General features: G+C 69.7%; 17 protein-coding genes. 7 read left to right on the top strand and 10 right to left on the bottom strand.

All coding sequences use genetic code 11. The features are described 5' to 3' along the window. The 3 genes from FL344_RS02585 to FL344_RS02575 all read right to left on the bottom strand — a co-directional run bounded on the left by FL344_RS02585 (position 1) and on the right by FL344_RS02575 (position 2,664). Positions 1-348 carry a hypothetical protein gene (locus FL344_RS02585; RefSeq protein ID WP_228557752.1) on the bottom strand — a complete coding sequence of 116 codons (348 nt, stop codon included), beginning with the start codon at positions 346-348 and terminating at the stop codon, positions 1-3. A 180-nt stretch (positions 349-528) separates the two neighbouring features. Continuing rightward, a complete protein-coding gene (locus FL344_RS02580) occupies positions 529-2,172 on the bottom strand; it encodes a serine protease (RefSeq protein WP_141617383.1) in 1,644 nt (547 codons plus the stop codon). Between the two features lie 114 nt (positions 2,173-2,286). Further along, positions 2,287-2,664: an STAS/SEC14 domain-containing protein gene (locus tag FL344_RS02575; RefSeq protein WP_011556283.1), complete on the bottom strand. Its 378-nt coding sequence runs from the start codon at positions 2,662-2,664 to the stop codon at positions 2,287-2,289. Positions 2,665-2,879: 215 nt separating this feature from the next. On the opposite strand from FL344_RS02575, the gene FL344_RS02570 reads away from it, so the two are divergent. The 4 genes from FL344_RS02570 to chrA all read left to right on the top strand — a co-directional run bounded on the left by FL344_RS02570 (position 2,880) and on the right by chrA (position 6,380). Next, a complete protein-coding gene (locus FL344_RS02570) occupies positions 2,880-3,269 on the top strand; it encodes a hypothetical protein (RefSeq protein WP_141617382.1) in 390 nt (129 codons plus the stop codon). Positions 3,270-3,462: 193 nt separating this feature from the next. Continuing rightward, positions 3,463-4,443 carry a fumarylacetoacetate hydrolase family protein gene (locus FL344_RS02565; protein ID WP_090488623.1) on the top strand — a complete coding sequence of 327 codons (981 nt, stop codon included), beginning with the start codon at positions 3,463-3,465 and terminating at the stop codon, positions 4,441-4,443. After that, positions 4,440-5,099 carry a maleylacetoacetate isomerase gene (gene maiA / locus FL344_RS02560; protein ID WP_141617381.1) on the top strand — a complete coding sequence of 220 codons (660 nt, stop codon included), beginning with the start codon at positions 4,440-4,442 and terminating at the stop codon, positions 5,097-5,099. Before FL344_RS02565 ends, maiA begins: the two co-directional genes overlap by 4 nt. Positions 5,100-5,168: 69 nt before the next feature. Continuing rightward, positions 5,169-6,380 (top strand): chromate efflux transporter, encoded by a 1,212-nt coding sequence (chrA, locus tag FL344_RS02555; protein ID WP_141617380.1) that lies wholly within the window; start codon positions 5,169-5,171, stop codon positions 6,378-6,380. On the opposite strand, the gene FL344_RS02550 is transcribed toward chrA, so the two are convergent. From FL344_RS02550 to FL344_RS02530, 5 genes are all read right to left on the bottom strand, one after another. After that, entirely contained in the window at positions 6,367-6,852 is a 486-nt protein-coding gene (locus FL344_RS02550; protein WP_141617379.1) for a hypothetical protein, read from the bottom strand. The genes chrA and FL344_RS02550 overlap by 14 nt on opposite strands. Then, positions 6,849-7,307: a hypothetical protein gene (locus FL344_RS02545; protein ID WP_141617378.1), complete on the bottom strand. Its 459-nt coding sequence runs from the start codon at positions 7,305-7,307 to the stop codon at positions 6,849-6,851. Before FL344_RS02545 ends, FL344_RS02550 begins: the two co-directional genes overlap by 4 nt. After that, a complete protein-coding gene (locus tag FL344_RS02540) occupies positions 7,304-8,800 on the bottom strand; it encodes a fused MFS/spermidine synthase (RefSeq protein ID WP_141617377.1) in 1,497 nt (498 codons plus the stop codon). The genes FL344_RS02545 and FL344_RS02540 overlap by 4 nt, the downstream gene beginning before the upstream one ends. Positions 8,801-8,909: 109 nt before the next feature. Then, on the bottom strand, positions 8,910-9,734 hold the full coding sequence (locus FL344_RS02535) for a hypothetical protein (protein ID WP_141617376.1): 825 nt from the start codon (positions 9,732-9,734) through the stop codon (positions 8,910-8,912). Between the two features lie 25 nt (positions 9,735-9,759). Then, positions 9,760-10,830 (bottom strand): aminomethyltransferase family protein, encoded by a 1,071-nt coding sequence (locus FL344_RS02530; RefSeq protein ID WP_141617375.1) that lies wholly within the window; start codon positions 10,828-10,830, stop codon positions 9,760-9,762. Positions 10,831-10,868: 38 nt separating this feature from the next. Between FL344_RS02530 and FL344_RS02525 the strand changes: the two genes are divergently transcribed. Genes FL344_RS02525 through FL344_RS02515 form a run of 3 tightly spaced genes read left to right on the top strand, consistent with a single transcriptional unit; the run spans position 10,869 to position 13,018 of the window. Continuing rightward, positions 10,869-11,195 (top strand): cupin domain-containing protein, encoded by a 327-nt coding sequence (locus FL344_RS02525; RefSeq protein WP_011556273.1) that lies wholly within the window; start codon positions 10,869-10,871, stop codon positions 11,193-11,195. Further along, positions 11,192-12,610, top strand: coding sequence for a thioredoxin domain-containing protein (locus FL344_RS02520; RefSeq protein WP_194862964.1), 1,419 nt, complete (start codon positions 11,192-11,194; stop codon positions 12,608-12,610). Before FL344_RS02525 ends, FL344_RS02520 begins: the two co-directional genes overlap by 4 nt. An 18-nt stretch (positions 12,611-12,628) precedes the next feature. After that, the gene (locus FL344_RS02515) at positions 12,629-13,018 is read left to right on the top strand and encodes a translation initiation factor (RefSeq protein WP_020478031.1); all 390 of its coding nucleotides are present in this window, start codon (positions 12,629-12,631) and stop codon (positions 13,016-13,018) included. 1,740 nt (positions 13,019-14,758) lie between these two features. Here the strand turns inward: FL344_RS02515 and FL344_RS02505 are convergent. Both FL344_RS02505 and FL344_RS02500 read right to left on the bottom strand, forming a co-directional pair. Beyond that, entirely contained in the window at positions 14,759-15,763 is a 1,005-nt protein-coding gene (locus FL344_RS02505) for an isocitrate/isopropylmalate dehydrogenase family protein (protein ID WP_141589254.1), read from the bottom strand. Between the two features lie 145 nt (positions 15,764-15,908). Further along, positions 15,909-16,679, bottom strand: coding sequence for a DUF2270 domain-containing protein (locus tag FL344_RS02500; protein WP_090488647.1), 771 nt, complete (start codon positions 16,677-16,679; stop codon positions 15,909-15,911). Positions 16,680-16,735: the final 56 nt, after the last annotated feature.

Below are 16,735 nucleotides of genomic sequence, written 5' to 3'. Positions count from 1 at the left end.
TCAGGGCACGGTGGGGGAGCGCCCGCGGCGGGGCCGCAGGTAGTGGCGCTCAATCCAGTCCATCTTCCGGGAAGGCGTGAGGTACGGCCGCGCGAGCACGGCCTGGGGCCAGGCATGGGCCGGGTCCGTGTCGAAGTGCTCGCCCAGGCAGAGCTGACAGGCGATGAAGCGGGCCACGTCCCAGCGCGCGGTGATGCCATGCCGGGCCGCGGCGTCGATGCCGCGCTCGGCCCGCGCGCGCAGCTCCCGCTCCTTCAGGTCCGCGCTCTCCCGGGGGAGCTGCGTCCTCAGGAAGCGCACCACGCTGCTCACGTAGGCGCCGCGTACCGAGGTGTCGAGGCACGCCATCTGTTCGGGTCGAATCCTCAGGACCACGCACGCTCCGGGACCGAACGGCCGAATGTGTGAATTTTAACGCGCCGCGGAGAGGTCCTTCAACCGCGAGCGGGTGGCCAGATGCGACAGCGGGGCGGCCACTCCGTGAAGAGTGACGCGCCCCGCGGTGCCCACCTCGTCGGTGGAACGTGACTACTGGACGGTCCAGCCCACCGTGCCGCTGCAGCTGGTGTTGCCGTAGCAGCCCGCGCGGATCTGATACGTGCCGCCCGCGCCCGCCGGCACCGTGTAGGTGGCGTGGGACAGCGAGCCGCAACCGGCGCCGTCGTCGTTGAACTTCACCTGCGTGCCGGCGGCGTTGTACAGGCGGATGAACGAGTCACCCGTGCCGGAGGCGCCCGCCACGTTGCAGGTGCCGAAGGAGAGGCTCTGGCCGGCCGTGAGGGTGACGTTCTCGTTGGTGGTGTTCTGCCGCGCGCTGTCGGAGTTGACCGAGCTGTAGTTGAACGTGCCGGAGGTGGCCGGCGGCGTCGCCGTGCCAATGGTCCACGCCACCGTGCCGCTGCAGCTGGTGTTGCTGTAGCAGCCCGCGATGATTTCGTAGTTCCCAGCCGCGCCGGCCGTGAAAGTCACCTTGGAGCCGCGGCCCGCGGCGCAGCCATCATCGTTGGAGGCGACCTCGATGCCGCTGGGGCCATTGACGCGCAGCCACGTGTCACCGGTGGCGCTGGCGCCCGTCAGGCCGCAGGTGCCCACGGTGATGCTCTGGCCGGCGGTGAGCTCCACCGTGTGGCGGGTGGTGTTCACGGTGGCGTTCTGGGTGTTGCTGGCCGTGAAGTCGAAGGACGTCGGCGGCGGCGGCGTGGTGTTGCACAGCCGGACGCTGGTGTGGGCGGCGCAGAACGCCTCGATGGCCGGGCGGACGTAGGTGATGTCCTCGCCGCCGCAGTCCGTGCCGTTCTGGCTGCACTCGTTCACGACGCGGCAGTTGCCCTGAAAGATGTAGTCCGTTTCGCCGCGCACCAGGATGCCGGCGATGGTGTGGCTCGACATGTCGTAGACGGCCGAGCCGGAGTTGCCGCCGAAGGTGTCGGTGGTGGCGGTGAAGTAGTCCAGGGTGCTGGCGCGGCCGTTGCGGACGATGCCGCCCGAGTCAATCTTGAGCGGGATGCCGCTGCCCGAGCCGATGACGGCCACGTTGGCGCCCGTCGTCATGGCGGCGTTGCCCGGGCGGATGGGCGCGGGCGTGAAGCGCGGCGCCGCCGAACGGTCCAGGCGGATGATGGCGTAGTCCAGCGTGCGGCCGCTGGAGGTGTTGTCCCGCCGCACGACAATCTCCTTGCAGCTGAAGATGTCCTGCGTGGTCATGGTCTGCACCGAGTTCGCGTCAGGCCGGTAGAAGTTGAAGGCCCACTTGAAGTCCCTGCAGTCGGCCGCGGTCTCCACGCAGTGGCCGGCGGTCAGCAGGAGGTCATCGTCGATGAGCGTGCCCGAGCAGTAGCCGGGCGACGGGTCGTCGATGAAGCGCTGGCCCGGGCAGAGGTCGGCATACTCGCCCAGCGTGAGGCTGGTGAAGACGACGTTGTTGGGGTCCGAGTCGTCAATCTCGAAGGGGTCGACCATGACGGCGCTGGCCTGCATGGCGTACTGCCGGAGGGTGGCGTCGGGGTGCGCGTACACGTCCATCCGGTCATCGTTGCCATAGACGACGGGCTGCTCGGTGGAGCCGCTGCCAGCGGGCTCGCCCTCCGAAGCCGGTCCACAGGCCGCGACGGAGAAGGTACACAACAGCGCGCCGAGCAGCTTCCTGCGGGCGTCGGTCCGGGGGATACGCATGAGACAACCACTCCTACGGGAGATGTGAGGCCCGGCCCCGTCGGGGGCGGGCTGCCGCAATATATGTGAAAAAAGGCGTTCCTGCTGTCTGCTGGCGGACAGTTCGCGCGCGCCTCAGTCCGCGTCGGGGTCGCGCAGCCACTGGAGGGCTTCCCCCCGCGTCTCGAAGGTGCGGGTGGGGATGCTCAGCATGGCGCGCTTCGTCATCCGCCAGGCCTGGAGCCCAGAGGGGGCGTCACTGACGACCCGGGCGGAGCGCTTCATGCCGTGGAGCTGGGCGAAGGCGTTGAGGCTGGCCATGGCCGTCACCACGTCGCTGGGCATCACCCGGAGCTGGGACTGGTCCACCAGGGCGGACCACTCACCGGCCAGGTCGTTGATGGCCTTCTTCACGTCGGCCAGGTACTCGGCCAGGTCCGCGGTCGTGACTTGCGGGGGATAGACAACCTCGAGGATGCGGTCCTGCGAGTGAACGGTGATCTGGAATGGCATGACGATGACGGGCTCCGGGCGGGCGCGCCATCCTAGCCGCAGGCGGTGACACGTCTAGAGCGGGAGGGCGGATGGGGCGCCCTGGCGGCACCTTCCCGGCCCTGTCCGGAAGGGCAGGGAATGTCAGACCCACCTGGTACTGACGTCCCTGCCGCTGCTCCGGTACCGGCGCGCCGAAGGGGCGCGCCGGCGGCTGCACCCGGCAAGGGGGTTTCATGAACACGAAGTTGTACGTCCTGGGCGCGGTGCTGGGCGCCGCCCCGGGCCTGCTGCCGGTGGTGTCGGCGCCGCCGGTGGCGTCCACGCAGGAGTCGCGTCAGGACTCGCGCGGGACTTCTCGAAAGGGCCGGGGAGGCCCGGCGAAGGGCGCATCCGCTCCCGTCCATCCGGCGGGGGTGACGCCACCTCCAGACGCGAAGGATGCGCTGGAGACCCAGGGAGCGGTCCCTGACGAAGGCCGCACGAGGGGTGGAGGCCAGGGCAAGGCTTCGCGCCATCCGTGCGAGGCCATCACCATCATCCAGGTGCCCTGTGATGCCGAGCAGGAGGCCTGCGAGTACACGTACTGGCACTGCCCCGAGGTCGTGAATCCGCTCCGGGCGTGAGTGACTGAAGCAGCAAGGAGCGCACGGGCGGCCGGTTCCGCCCGTGCGCTCTTTTTTCGCCACGTGTCGGCCGTTCGCTTTTCTCCGGTGGCGCGTGTCCGTCTTGCTTGACACCCCGGAATCTCCGTCGGAAAAGCCCGGACACACGAGGCGGCCCGGCTATTTTCCTCAGAGGCCGCCGGGGAGCCCGGCATTGAAGCTCGCGACGCTCAAGGACGGAACCCGTGACGGCCGCCTCATCGTCGTCAAGCGGGACAACACGGCCTATGCGCTGGCCACCAACGTGGCGCTCACGCTGCAAGCCGCGCTGGACGACTGGGAGACGAAGGAACCCCAGCTGCGCGCGCTGGACGCCCAGCTGGAGGCGGGCACGGTGCAGAGCCGTCCGCTGGACGTCAGCGCCCTGCACGCGCCCCTGCCGCGCGCCTACGAATGGGTGGACGGCAGCGCGTACCTCAACCACGTCATCCTGGTGCGCAAGGCGCGCGGCGCCGAGCCCCCGGAGACGTTGAAGACGGACCCGCTGGTGTACCAGGGCGGCTCCGGGGACTTCCTGGCGCCCACCGCCGACATCCCCCTGGCCGACGAGGCCTGGGGTCTGGATTTCGAAGGCGAGGTCTGCGCCATCCTGGGTGACACGCCCCAGGGCACGAAGGCGGAGAACGCGGCGCCGCACGTCAAGCTGCTGATGCTGGCCAATGACGTGTCCCTGCGCAACCTCATCCCCAACGAGCTGGCCAAGGGCTTCGGCTTCTTCCAGAGCAAGCCGGCCACGGCCTTCAGCCCCTTCGCGGTGACGCCGGACGAGCTGGGCGCGGCCTGGCGCGACGGGCGCATCCACCTGCGGCTGCGCTCGGTGCTCAACGGGCAGCAGGTGGGCGACACGGACGCGGGTCCGGAGATGCACTTCTCCTTCTTCGACCTCATCCAGCACCTGTGCAAGACGCGCAGCTACACGGCGGGCACCATCCTGGGCAGCGGCACCGTGTCCAACGCGGACCGCGAGCGCGGCATCTCCTGCCTCGCCGAGCGCCGGATGATTGAGACGATTGAGCAGGGCGCGCCCAAGACGCCCTTCATGAAGCCGGGCGACACCATCGACATCGAGATGACGGACGCCGAGGGCCGCAGCGTGTTCGGCCGCATCTCCCAGAAGGTGGTGAAGGTTCCATGAAGGGCCTTCGGCTCTACAGCTACTGGCGCTCGTCCGCGTCCTGGCGGGTGCGCATCGGCCTGCACCTGAAGGGGCTGGAGTTCGAGTACGTGCCGGTGCACCTGGTGAAGGACGGCGGCGAGCAGAACAGCGCCGCGTACCGGGCGGTCAATCCCATGCGCACGCTGCCCACGCTGGAGTGGACGGAGGCGGATGGCTCGGTGCGCCGGTTGTCCCAGTCGCTGCCGGTGCTGGAGTACCTGGAGGAGCGCTTCCCAGCGCCCGCGCTGCTGCCCGCTGACGCGTTCCTCCGGGCGAAGGCCCGGATGCTGGCGGAGATGGTGAACTCCGGCATCCAGCCCCTGCAGAACCTGTCCGTGATGCAGCACGTCAAGCAGGTGCTGAGCGCGGACGACAAGGCGTGGTCGGCCTACTGGAACACGCGGGGCCTGGAGGCGCTGGAGGCGGCGGTGCAGTCCACGATGGGGCGCTTCTGCGTCGGGGATGCGGTGTCGCTCGCGGACGTGTGCCTGGTGCCGCAGCTCTACGGTGCGCGCCGCTTCGGCGTGGACCTGTCGCCGTACCCCACGCTGCTGCGCATCGAAGCCGAGTGCCAGGCGCTGCCCGCCTTCCAGGCCGCCCAGGCCGACCGGCAGCCGGACGCGGTTCCCGCCTGAGTCCGGTGTGGCGGCCGCGCCCGTCGTGGGCGCGGTCGCCGGAAGCGCGGCGTGGGACACTCGATTCCCATGAGTCCCTCCTCGTCCCCGCAGGGTGGTCTTCCGTCGTCTCCCGCTTCGCCGGTGGACCGTGCCACCGCGCTGCGGGAGCTGGCGGAGTTGTTCCTCCGGCTGGGGACGTTCGCCTTCGGCGGGCCGGCGGCTCACATCGCGATGATGGAGGACGAGGTGGTGCGCCGCCGCGGCTGGCTGTCGCGCGAGGAGTTCGTGGACCTGCTCGGCGCCACGAACCTGATTCCGGGGCCCAACTCCACGGAGCTGGCCATCCACATCGGCCATCGGCGCGCGGGCTGGCCCGGCCTGCTGGTGGCGGGCGCGTGCTTCATCCTCCCCGCCTTCTTCATGGTCGCGGCCATCGCCTGGGCGTACACGCGCTTCGGCGCGCTGCCGAAGGTGGACGCGGTGTTGCACGGCGTGAAGGCCGTCATCATCGCAGTGGTGGCCCAGGCGCTCTGGGGGCTGCTGCGCACCGTCGTGCGGACACCGCTGGCGGCCAGCGTGGGAGCGGCTGCCGTGGCGGCGGCGTTCATGGGCGTCAATGAGCTGCTCCTGCTGCTCTTGTCGGGGCTCGCCGTGCTCGCGTGGCGCGGCATGGAACGACAACGGCCAGGCGCGCCTCGGGCGGGGATGGCGCCGCTGTGGCCGTTGCTGCCCTTGGGGGCCGCCACCGCCACGGCCGCCGCCCCCTTCACCCTGCACGGCCTCTTCCTCTTCTTCGTCAAGGTGGGTTCGGTGCTGTACGGCAGCGGCTACGTGCTGCTGGCCTTCCTCCGCACCGGGTTGGTGGAGCGCTACGGTTGGCTGACCGAAGCCCAGTTGCTGGACGCGGTGGCGGTGGGGCAGGTGACGCCGGGGCCCGTGTTCACCACGGCCACCTTCATCGGCTACGTGATGGGCGGCCCATCCGGCGCGGTGGTGGCCACGGCGGGCATCTTCCTGCCCGCATTCGTCTTCGTGGCGCTGAGTGGACCGCTGGTGCCACGGCTGCGCCGCTCGTGGGTGGCTGGCGCCTTCCTGGACGGCGTCAATGTGGCGTCGCTCGCGCTGATGGCGGTGGTGACGTGGCAGTTGGGGCGGACCGTGCTGGTGAGCCCGTTGCCGGTGGCCCTGGCGGCCGTGGCCGCCGTGCTGCTCATCCGCTATCGCGTCAATTCCGCGTGGTTGGTGCTGGGCGGCGGCTGCGTGGGAGTGCTGGCCGCCGGGGGCCTCAGCGCGGGGTGAGCACGGCCTCGCAGGCGCTCACCGGCTCGTTGGCGAGGTCCGCCCTGCGCGCGGTGCACTTCAGCCGGAGGACCTCACCTTCGCGCAGGACTTCGCACGCGCGGTTGACCTCGACCGTTGTTCCGCTGCCCGCGTCGCCGGGCAGCGTCCCACCATCCGCGTCCACGGTGATGGCGACGTTCAAGTCCGCCAGGTACCAGTTGTCTCCCTGGCGGAGGTCCACGTTGCCGTCGTAGACGTCCCCCGTCATGGGCAGGCCCGTTCGTTCCTCCGCCTCCACGTCGAGGCGGCAGGTGTCTTGGGGGGTGCTCACCCGGAGGATGCCCGGCGCTCCGCACGTGTTGTGGCCCACGTCGAAGGTGACGCTCTGGGCGGGCTGGTGGCAGCCCTTCTCTCCCGAGTCCGCGACGAGCAGCACCGCCGTGGTGGCGAGCGCGGCCGTGGCCGCGAGGTTCATCAGGATGACTTTCACGTGCTGACTCCAGTGGAGGGTGAGGCGGGGAGGGACGACGGTTCACGGGCGGCGGCGCGGCTGTAACGGACCGCCGCCCAGACAAGCGGCAAGGTGACGAGGTCGGTGGGGTCGGCCCAGGCTCGGAAGCTCCGGATGCCGAGCGGCAAGCCCAAGGGGCGCAGCAGCTCACAGAAGAGGTCCGCCGCGGGCTGGGAGACCTTGAGCGCGGTGTAGAGGCACGCGGTGAAGACCGCGCCCACGGCCACCCTGCGCGCCCTGGGCCAGCGCGTCACCAGCGCCAGCAGCGCGGACACATAGAGCGGCAGGAAGAAGCAGATGGCGACGTCGGACAGCTTGCCGGTGAGGGCGTTGTGGAAGGTGGGCTTGAGCCAGCGGTCATTCACCGCCATCAGCGCCACCGCGAACAGGGGCAGCGGCGCGAGGAACTCCGGCATCGCGGGCAGGCGCTTCATTGGAGGGCCCTCCCGCTCGACAGGGCTCGCAGGAGGATGGCGTCCGTGAGCAGCTCCACCGGGGCCCGGTCGTCCGTCAGCGGCTCGCCCTCGGGCACTGGCTCCAACTCTCCGGCCACGCGCTCCGCCAGCGGGCGCAGCGAGGCGGGAAGCGACGCTGTGCGTTCCGCGAGCCGCTCCGCGAGCCCGGGGGCTCCGGCGAAGAGCAGCGTGTTGCTGTGGTTGCGCGCGTCGGCGGCCCGGACCTCCGGGAAGACGGTGGCCAGCGTGGCGCCCACGGCCTCCACCACCGCGCGCTCCTGCGCGTAGCGCCCCACGTTGAAGCACGCCACGCCACCGGGCTTCAGGCGCGCGGCCACGGCGGCGGCGAACTCGCGCGTCGTCAGGTGGAAGGGGACGTAGGGGAAGCGGAACGCGTCGACCAGGATGACGTCGTACTGGCGGGTGTCGCTCGCGAGGAAGGCGCGCGCGTCTCCGACGTGGACTTCCACCTCGGAGGGCAGGTCGAAGTGCGCACGGCCCAGCCGCACCACCTCCGCGTCCAGCTCCACGCCCACCACCTCCACGCCGGGGTACGTCTCCCGCAGGCCCCTGGCGCTCGTGCCCGCGCCCAGGCCCAGGACCAGCACCCGGGGCGCTCGTGGCGCTGCCTGGGCCATGGCGGGGACCAGCAGGTAGTGCCCGAAGACTTCGCCGCGCACAGGCAGGCCGGGCCGGTGGACGCTCTGCACCGCGTAGCCCTCATCGAAGACGAGCGAGCGGGTGCCATGTTCGTCCTTCACCACCTGGATGAAGGCATAGGGGGACTCGGCCACGTCCACGGCCTTGGGGGCGCGGGGCAGGGCGTGGGCGCCCAGGGCCAGCGCCACCACGGGCACGCCCACGGCGGGCAGCCGCCATCGCCACCCCAGGCGCCAGGAGGCCGTGAGCCCCAGTACCGCCGCGAAGAGCGCCATGGTGCGCGCGGTGCCCAGCAGCGGCAGCACGACGAAGGCCGCCAGCAGCGTTCCGGTGATGCTGCCCACCGTGGATGCGGAGGACAGCCGTCCGGCATGCGCGCCCGCTGACTCCACTCCCGCCAGCCCCACGCGCAGCACGTACGGCCCCACCGCGCCCAGCACCAGCAGGGGCGGCATCGCCACCACCATCAGCAATGCCACGCGGCCCAGCCCCTCCATGGGGCGTCCGCCCAGCACCGCGGCCGTGGCGCCGGGCAGCAGCACTCGCGCGAGGAAGGGCAACATGGCCAGGGCGAGCGCGGAGAGGCAGAGCGCGCTCAGCAGCAGTGTCAGGCGACCCGAGCGGTCCGCCACGCGGCCACCCAGATGCGCGCCCAACGCGAGCCCACCCAGGACCAGGGAGATGAGCGCGGCCCAGACGGGCGTGCTGCTGCCGAAGTAGGGCGCCATCAGGCGTGACGCCGCCATCTCCGACGCCATGACGGTCGCGCCGGTGATGAAGGACAGCCATGTCAGCGAAGACGTGGGTCGCATGCTCGGACGCTTGCTTCAGCAAGGTCCGTTCCAAGGCGAAGTCTTCGAAATGATTGGTGCGGAGGGACAGCGACGGCAGGGGTGCTGTGACAGCCGTGTCAGGGGCGTGTTATCGGACGGCGATGCCCCGCCGCTTCCGGGCGGCGGCGATCGTCAGCAGCAGCACCCCCATGGGCACGCCCAGTACGAGTGGCCACAGCCAGAGCGGCTCGCCGCCGTGGATGACGGCGCGGAACTCGCGGCCCTCGGCGGGGGCGTCCATCAGCTCCGCGAGGTTGAGCTTCCACTCCACGGTGTCTTTCTGCTCGTTCACCGTGCCGTTTGTCTCGCCGATGCCAGGGCCGTGGATGCGGAGGGTGAGGCGGTTGTTGACGAGCATGGCCTTCACCATGCCCTTCGCGAGCTCCTGGGCGGCCTGCTCCGCGGCCGCGTCACCGACGCCGACCGGCGCGGTGAAGGCCTTCTCCGGGTTGAAACGCTGGGTGTAGACGTAGTTCCCGCCCTGGCGCTCGATGCGGAAGTCCCACGCATCCTTCGGCGATGACGGTTGGCCCTGAGTGTGCTGCTCGGCGGCGCGGCGGTAGAGCTCCGGGAGCCGGGTGACGTCCTTCACCGTCACGTCGTAGACGAGATGGACCTGGCCGTCCTTCTCGTAGTCCCGGAGCATCACCTGGGAGACTTCCGGGTCCTGGCGCAGCGTCTTCTCCGCCTCGCGCGCCTGCGCGAGCAGCGCCTCCCGGGCGTCCGCCGTGCCGCCCAGCCGCGCCAGCGCCGTCACGGACCTGGGCATCCCCATGTCGACGACGAGGCGAGCAGAACCTCCCGGCTCAATCCAGAGGTCCTGCTCGACGTTGAAGCAGCCCGTCAGGAAGAGGGACAGCGCCGTGAACAGCAGCGCGGGACGAAGCAGGGTGCTCGGTGAGCCAGGGAACATGGCTCACCAGTATGCTGGGACTGTTTCACGCGGAGAAGGGGAGGGACGCCACCTTCACCGTGGCGGGGCCCTCCGCCAGCGTCAGCTCGGTGCCCGGCTCCAGCGAGTCCCGGTGCACGTAGCCCAGGGCCACCCGCTGCCCCGCGACAGGCGACTGCACCACGCTGGTCAGCCAGCCCACCTTCTTCTCCCCACGCCGCAGCTCGGTGCCGGGAGCCACGTCCGCGTCGCCCAGCAGCAGCCCCGTCAGCTTGCGGTTCATGTGGCCGCGGAAGGTGGCTCGGGCGATGACCTCCTGCCCGATGTAGCAACCCTTGTTGTAGGAGATGGCGTTCGCCAGGTTGGCTTCCAGCGGAATGGTGGTGGCCACCATGTCCTGGCCGTACCGGGGGACGCCGGCCTCCACGCGGAGCAGCTCCAGGGCCTCGAAGCCCAGGGGCTTCAGGCCGTGAGCGGCGCCAGCCTCGGACAGGGCCCGCCAGACGTCCTCCAGGCTGGCGCGCGGCACCCACACGTCGACCCCATGGGGCTCGATGGCGGTGCTCCCCAGCAGCCACACCTCCTGGTCGGCCAGCGTGGCCGTGCGGGCGGCATGGTGCGACAGCGGCGCATGGGGGCTGCCCAGGGCGGCCGACAGGACGTCCGCCGTCCGGGGCCCGAGCAGCCGGAGCAGGGCCAGCTCCCCCGTGGCCTCGTGCAGCTCGGCGTCCTCGGAAATGAGGTATTTATCCAGGAACTCCCGCACCTTGGCGCCGGTGCCGGGCTCCAAATCCAGGAGGAGGTCTGACTCCCGCTTGAGGATGCGGGCATCCGCCACCATGGCCCCCTTGACGGTAACCATGGCGGCATAGGCCGCGGTGCCCACCGGCAGGTTGTTCACCTCCTGGGTGACCATCCCGTGTAGGAAAGAGACCCGGTCTTCCCCAGTGATTCGGAGGGTTTCACGGTAGGAGGCATCATGGAGGGCCACGGACGCCTTCGCCGCCCGGTACTCTCCCTCCGAGTCTCCATACCCGGCCACGGTTTCCCGGCCGCCCACGGCGCCAAAGCGGGCGCCCGCCTTCTCGTGAAGAAAATGCAGAGACAGCGGTTCCATGTCCGTCGCTATATAGAGGCGAAGGAGCGAATGCCACGATGGATGTGAAGCACCTGTCGTCCTTCCAGGACTTCTCACCGGAGAAGCTCCTGAAGCACAATGTCTTCCAGTCCGGCCGTTTCTTCCTGGACGTGTACTGCCTCCAGCCGGGACAGGCCCAGAAGCCCCACCGCCATGCCACGTCGGACAAGGTGTATGTCGTCCTCGACGGGCGCTGCCGCTTTCGCGTGGGCGCCGAAGAGGAAGTCCACGGTCCTGGCGCCGCCATTTTCGCCCCCGCGGGCGCCGAACACGGCGTCGCCAACGACGGCCCCGATGCCGCCCGCCTCCTCGTCCTGATGTCCCCGCCCCCGGAGCATGCATGAGCTCGACGTCTTCCCCTTCGCCCACCCCCGTGGCGACTCGTGGCGCGCTGGCGCTGCTGGTCCTGGGCCTCGCGGAGAGTGGCCTGTCCATCTTCCAGTGGATGCAGTTGCTCACCCTGCGCGGTGGCGGCTCCACCGTGTGCGGCGTCTCCGACACGGTGAACTGCGAGACGGTGTGGAACTCCGCCTTCGCCAGCCGTGTGCATGACCTGGTGGGCCTGCCCGTGGCGGCCCTGGGCCTCGTGTGGGGTCTGGTCGCGGTGGGTCTGTCCGCGCTGTTCCTGGCGTGGGCTCGCTCGGGTCGTCCGGTGCGTCCGGCGGCCAACGGACTGCGGCTGGTGGCCGCCGCGGGCCTGGTGTCCGTGGTGGTCTTCGCCGTGGCGAGCGCGCAGTCGGGCGCGCTGTGCCCCACGTGTCTGGCGACCTATGCGCTGGTGGTGGCCTTCGCGGGTGTGGCCTGGAAGGGCCTGCCCGGGCCGCTGCTGCCCGGCGCGGATGAGTGGGGCGCCACGCTGAAGTGGACGGTGGGTGTCACCGCCGCGGTCTTCCTGGCGACGCTGCTTCCCGGCCGGGCCACGCCCAAGGCGTCGGAGGCGTCCGGTGCCGCGCTGCTGCCGCCCGTGCCGCAGGTGGCCAGCACGCCGATGCCGGGCGTGACGCCGCAGACGCCTCCGCCTCCGCCTGCGTCGCTGGAGGAGTTCCTGCGCTCGTTGCCGCCGCAGCATCAGCAGTTCATTGCGGATGCGCTGGCCGCGTACCGCAGCGAGACGCCGCAGCCCGCCGCGGCGCCCGCGCGTCACCGCTATGGGCCGGTGGATGCGCCGGTGAAGATTGTCGAGTGGACGGACAGCAAGTGCCCCCACTGCAAGATGCTGGTGGAGGAGCTGTCCGCGCTGAAGAAGCGTGTCCCGGAAGGGAAGATGTCGCTGGAGGCCCGCCAGTTCCCGCTGGACGGCGCGTGCAACCCGGCGATTCCGCGCCGTGGGCCGGATGCCCCCAGCGTGCGCTGCGTGGCGGCGCGTGCGCAGATCTGCCTGGAGGGCGCGCCGGACTACTGGGAACTGCGTGAGAAGATGTTCGCCGCGCAGGCCGTGCTGGATACGGAGCGGGCGGTGGAGATTGCGTCGTCGGGCTCGGTGCCGCGCTCGCAGCTGGAGGTGTGCATGAACAGCCCGGCCACGGCGGCGAAGATTCAAGAGGACTCCCGCTACGCCATGCGCCACCACATCCAGGGCACGCCGCTGGTGCTGGTGAACGGCCGCGAGACACCGCCCTCCGCGCCGTTCCTCTACGCGCTGGTGATGGCGGACGGGAACCCGAGCGCCCCTGGCTTCGACGTGCTGCCTCCGCCGCGCCCGCGCCCGGCCGGTGGCCATGGCCACGGCCACGACGACCACGCGGGCCACAACCACTGAGGACGCGGCACCCGCACCATGGGCAAGCGCGACAAGAAGGGTGAGCCGCCGGCGGCACCGGCGGCTCCGTTCAACAACCCGTTCGCCGCGCTCGTGGCGCAGCGGGAGGCCTTGCCTCAGGCTCCCGCCGCGCCCGTGGCTCAGGCGCCTGTGAAGGCCGAACCCAAGGGCCCCGCGCGCGCGGTGGTTCGTATGGAGCGCAAGGGCCGTGGCGGCAAGGAAGTCACGGTGGTGGAGCACCTGGAGCTGCCCGCGGCTCAGCGCGAGGTGTGGCTCAAGGCGCTGAAGAATTCGCTCGGCTGCGGCGGCGTGGTGGAGGACGACACGCTGGTGCTCCAGGGCGACCAGCGTGAGCGGCTGCCCGCGCTGCTCGAGGCGCGGGGCGTGCGGAAGGTCACGGTCGGCTGACTCGCTGGGCGTCGGGCTTTGCTTGTGAAGGGCGAGGCCTGGTGTTCTTCGCCAAGCGCTGGCTCGCCACTCGCCGGTCGTGAGGTGACGACGCGGATACGGCGAAGGTCGAACCGTGTGTCGCTTTCGCTGCGCGTCCTGTGCGTGTTCGCTCTGTGTGTTGAACTGCGTCTATAATTCGTGCCGATGGCTTTCGCTGGCTCCACCAGGCTTGGCGCTTTGCTTTTCCACCTCATGGCGGGATGCGCAGGTTCCACTCCCCCCTCAATGACCGCTTCCGACGCGGAGGTTGCGAGAGGCCCGTGGTCAGAAGTCCCCGCTGTCGAGATGCCCACAGGGGATGCTTCCATCCCAATAAGCCTTCTTCGGGATGTGGCGGAAGCGCTGCTGAATCTCCCTGGGGCGACGGCGTGCGACCCGGGAACACGGCGTCCCGTCGTAGGGCTCTCCACGGAGTATTGCTCGACGGTGTACGTGGCGGGCGGTCGAGACTCGTTGTCCTGGCGGGTGGCAGAGCCCGTTCGGGGGAGTCATGCTTCCTGCCGCCCGTTCTTCGCAGTGAAGGATGAGGACTATCCATCTTCGCAGGTGTGGGTCGTGGGCTTCGTCCACAACCATCCGTGTGCCGCGGCACCTTCGTCGCAGGACTTGAGCGTGTGGCCTACAGACGCGTTCAAGCCCTTCGTGTCCATGGCGGCAGTGCGCTTGATACCTGGCAACCCTGCTCCAGCAGCCTTCATGGGCTCCGTCATCGAGATGGCATCCGCACTGGTGGCGGAGCGCCAGGATGGGACTCGGCTCTTCCTTCGCTACTTCCCCACGGGCGAGGTCCAGCAGTGGAGCGACGCCAGGGGCAGCTGGGTCACGCTGGGCATCTGTGCTCCCACTCCTCCTCGTCCTCCGTTTCGGAACGTGGCCCCCCAATGTCGTAGCGGGGTTTGCAGTTACTCCGTGATTAGGGTCGGGAAAATGAGCAAGGCGCTGACGGTGGCAGGGTTGGTCGCGGTGCTTCAAGGGTGCGCCGCGCCTGCATCCGCTTGGAAGGGTGAAGTCCCGTGGCCGGATGAGCATTCGTCCAGAACCGTCGTAGAGCGCATGGAGGCTGGTGCCGCGTTGGCTGCCGCAGGCGCAATTCGTGAGGTGGTGAGGACCAACCCATTTCCAAACCTCTTCGCGGGGTGTTCGAGTCCGGAGCAGGGCTTGGACGTCTCCGTCTTCGCGGGGCCGACGCCGGGCTTGTACTTCGTGGCGGTGGACCAACGCTTTGACCGCTGTGACGGTCCGAGTGGACGTGTCCTCGACTGGTGGGAGGTCTATGCGGTGACGGCTCAGGGGGAGGTGGTCGCGAAGGCTCCGATTCCGACGAGCGAGGAGCCTCCAGCGTCACCGCCTCAAATGCCGCCGCATCCCGTTGAGCCTGCTCGGGACACAGGCACTGCTTCGCCTGCACGAACGCCCCCAGTTGCCCCGGCTCAGTCACCGAGTCCCGACGCTCCGTCATCTCCTGTGCCGCCGATACAGGATGGCTCGGAGCCAGTGCCCCCTAAGTCAGTGCCTTCCCAAACGGAGTGAGCCTGGCCCGCTTCGGTGGCTCTCCCGCACTTCACGTGGACCTGGATACCGAGAGGTAGGGGTGTCAGGGACCGGCGTGAAGTTCACGAGGGTGTAGCCCGGACACGAAAAAGCCCGGGCCGCCGTGAAGGCGCCCCGGGCTTCTTGCTACGGCCTGCGCCGTGCGAACTACAGCGCGCCGATGATGGCGTCGGTGAACTCGCGGGTGGTGGCCTTGCCGCCGAGGTCGCCGGTGCGGACCTCGCCCGAGCCGTACACCTTCCAGATGGCGTTCTCCATGCGGCGCGCCGCCTCGCCCAGCTCCAGGTGGTCCAGCATCATCACCGCGGACATCATCAGGGCGGTGGGGTTCGCGATGCCCTTGCCCGCGATGTCCGGGGCGGTGCCGTGCACGGCCTCGAAGACGGCGGTGCGCTCGCCGATGTTGGCGCCCGGCACCACGCCCAGGCCGCCGACCAGGCCCGCGCACAGGTCGCTGAGCACGTCGCCGTAGAAGTTCTCCGCCAGCAGCACGTCGAAGCGCGTCGGGTCCTTCACGAGCTGCATGGCGAGGTTGTCGATGATGACTTCCTCGTAGGTGATGTCCGGGAACTCACGGCCCACCTTGCGGCAGCAGTCCAGGAAGAGGCCGTCCGACAGCTTCATGATGTTCGCCTTGTGCACGGCGGTGACCTTCTTGCGGCCGTGCTTGCGGGCGTACTCGAAGGCGAAGCGGGCAATCCGCGTGGAGGCCTTCTCGGTGATGATCTTCAGCGACTCCACCACGCCCGGGACGATGATGTGCTCCAGGCCGGCGTAGAGACTCTCCGTGTTCTCACGCACCACGACGAGGTCCACGCCCTCGTAGCGCGTCTTCACGTTCGGTACGCTCTTCACGGGCCGCAGCGACGAGTACAGGTCCAGCCGCTTGCGCAGGCCCACGTTGGCCGACGGGAGGCCACCGCCCACCACCGTGCCCGTGGGGCCCTTGAGCGCGATGCCGCTGCGCAGCACCGCCTCCACCGTCTCGTGAGGCAGGTTGGTGCCGTACTTGGCCACCACCTCCGTGCCTGCGTCCTTGTACTCGAAATCAAGGGGGACCTTGAGCGCCTCGAGGACGCGAACGGTGGCCGCCATGACTTCGGGGCCAATGCCATCGCCATTGATGATCGTGACAGTTCGTGTGGTCGCCATGGGTGCGGAGTCACAGCACAATTTCCCTGGTGTCGAAAGGACGAAAACGCCCGGGATTCAGCCGGAGGCATGGCGGCCATGAGGTAGGGGCACCCTGGCGGGTCACCCGGCCGGATTCCGGACGGGAGGGCATCCGCTCCGAGTGTCAGTGCTCGGATGTGGAAGACGGCCGCGGGCGGCGGGTGGGTTTGCGCCGGGTGCGGATGGCGTAGGGCCGGTAGAAGGCCTCCCACAGGGCCGCCCGGCGTCCCCGGGGCCGGGTCCGCAGCTCGCCCAGGGGCGCCCGGATGAAGAAGGACGACAGGAACAGGTAGGACGCGGTCAGCGTGAGCAGCAGCAGGATGGCCGTCACGGCCTCGCCGGGAATCCAGGCCACCCCCGCCCGCGCCAGGAACTCGTCGAGGTCCACGGGTGGCTTCGGGTGGCTGTAGACCTTCACGAACCACGTCATCATCAGGACCATCAGGATGGGCCCGTAGGCGCGGTTGAGCCGGGTGGAGATGGCGGAGAAGAGGGAAAGCTGGATTTGGGGCCGTTCCAGCTCCAGGGCCAGTTCGCGCAGGGCGTCCGGGTCCACCGGCTCGTGCCGGAGCATGGGGGCCCACCAGCCGTCCTCCAGCAGGCGCACCCGGCGGTTCCACAAGTCGTAGTAGCGGTAGCGCCGCGCCTCGATGAGGAGGAACGACACCACCATCCAGATTCCCACCAGGAAGGTGACGTGCGAGCTCTGCGTCGACGCGAAGCCGAAGGAGATGACCGCCGCCGTCGTCGTGATTGCCCAGTTGGTGGTGGTGTCCAGGCGCGTGCGCCAGGTATCGGAGCGGCTCAGCTCCCCCCGGAACAGCTGGGCCATGGCCTGCTGGGAGAGCCAGGGCGACTCCAGCACATCGTTTTTGTCACGTTCACGCACGGGCATCCTTTGCCGGAAGGTGGGCTGGGCAGTGGGCGTTTGCAACGCAGGCGGGGTGGGGA

Source organism: Myxococcus sp. AB036A (assembly GCF_006547355.1).
Taxonomy (GTDB): Bacteria; Myxococcota; Myxococcia; order Myxococcales; family Myxococcaceae; genus Myxococcus; species Myxococcus virescens.
The sequence above is the reverse complement of the archived record's forward strand: the minus strand, read 5'-3'. Positions and strand labels throughout refer to the sequence as shown.

What these genes read in the sequence shown, in the direction of transcription:
- FL344_RS02545 (WP_141617378.1), bottom strand. Translation starts at nt 7,307, where the DNA reads ATGAAGCGCCTGCCCGCGATGCCGGAGTTCCTCGCGCCGCTGCCCCTG.
- FL344_RS02575 (WP_011556283.1), bottom strand. Translation starts at nt 2,664, where the DNA reads ATGCCATTCCAGATCACCGTTCACTCGCAGGACCGCATCCTCGAGGTT.
- FL344_RS02535 (WP_141617376.1), bottom strand. Translation starts at nt 9,734, where the DNA reads ATGTTCCCTGGCTCACCGAGCACCCTGCTTCGTCCCGCGCTGCTGTTC.
- maiA (WP_141617381.1), top strand. Translation starts at nt 4,440, where the DNA reads ATGAAGGGCCTTCGGCTCTACAGCTACTGGCGCTCGTCCGCGTCCTGG.
- FL344_RS02570 (WP_141617382.1), top strand. Translation starts at nt 2,880, where the DNA reads ATGAACACGAAGTTGTACGTCCTGGGCGCGGTGCTGGGCGCCGCCCCG.
- FL344_RS02505 (WP_141589254.1), bottom strand. Translation starts at nt 15,763, where the DNA reads ATGGCGACCACACGAACTGTCACGATCATCAATGGCGATGGCATTGGC.
- FL344_RS02520 (WP_194862964.1), top strand. Translation starts at nt 11,192, where the DNA reads ATGAGCTCGACGTCTTCCCCTTCGCCCACCCCCGTGGCGACTCGTGGC.
- FL344_RS02585 (WP_228557752.1), bottom strand. Translation starts at nt 348, where the DNA reads ATGGCGTGCCTCGACACCTCGGTACGCGGCGCCTACGTGAGCAGCGTG.
- FL344_RS02580 (WP_141617383.1), bottom strand. Translation starts at nt 2,172, where the DNA reads ATGCGTATCCCCCGGACCGACGCCCGCAGGAAGCTGCTCGGCGCGCTG.
- FL344_RS02540 (WP_141617377.1), bottom strand. Translation starts at nt 8,800, where the DNA reads ATGCGACCCACGTCTTCGCTGACATGGCTGTCCTTCATCACCGGCGCG.
- chrA (WP_141617380.1), top strand. Translation starts at nt 5,169, where the DNA reads ATGAGTCCCTCCTCGTCCCCGCAGGGTGGTCTTCCGTCGTCTCCCGCT.
- FL344_RS02530 (WP_141617375.1), bottom strand. Translation starts at nt 10,830, where the DNA reads ATGGAACCGCTGTCTCTGCATTTTCTTCACGAGAAGGCGGGCGCCCGC.
- FL344_RS02500 (WP_090488647.1), bottom strand. Translation starts at nt 16,679, where the DNA reads ATGCCCGTGCGTGAACGTGACAAAAACGATGTGCTGGAGTCGCCCTGG.
- FL344_RS02515 (WP_020478031.1), top strand. Translation starts at nt 12,629, where the DNA reads ATGGGCAAGCGCGACAAGAAGGGTGAGCCGCCGGCGGCACCGGCGGCT.
- FL344_RS02525 (WP_011556273.1), top strand. Translation starts at nt 10,869, where the DNA reads ATGGATGTGAAGCACCTGTCGTCCTTCCAGGACTTCTCACCGGAGAAG.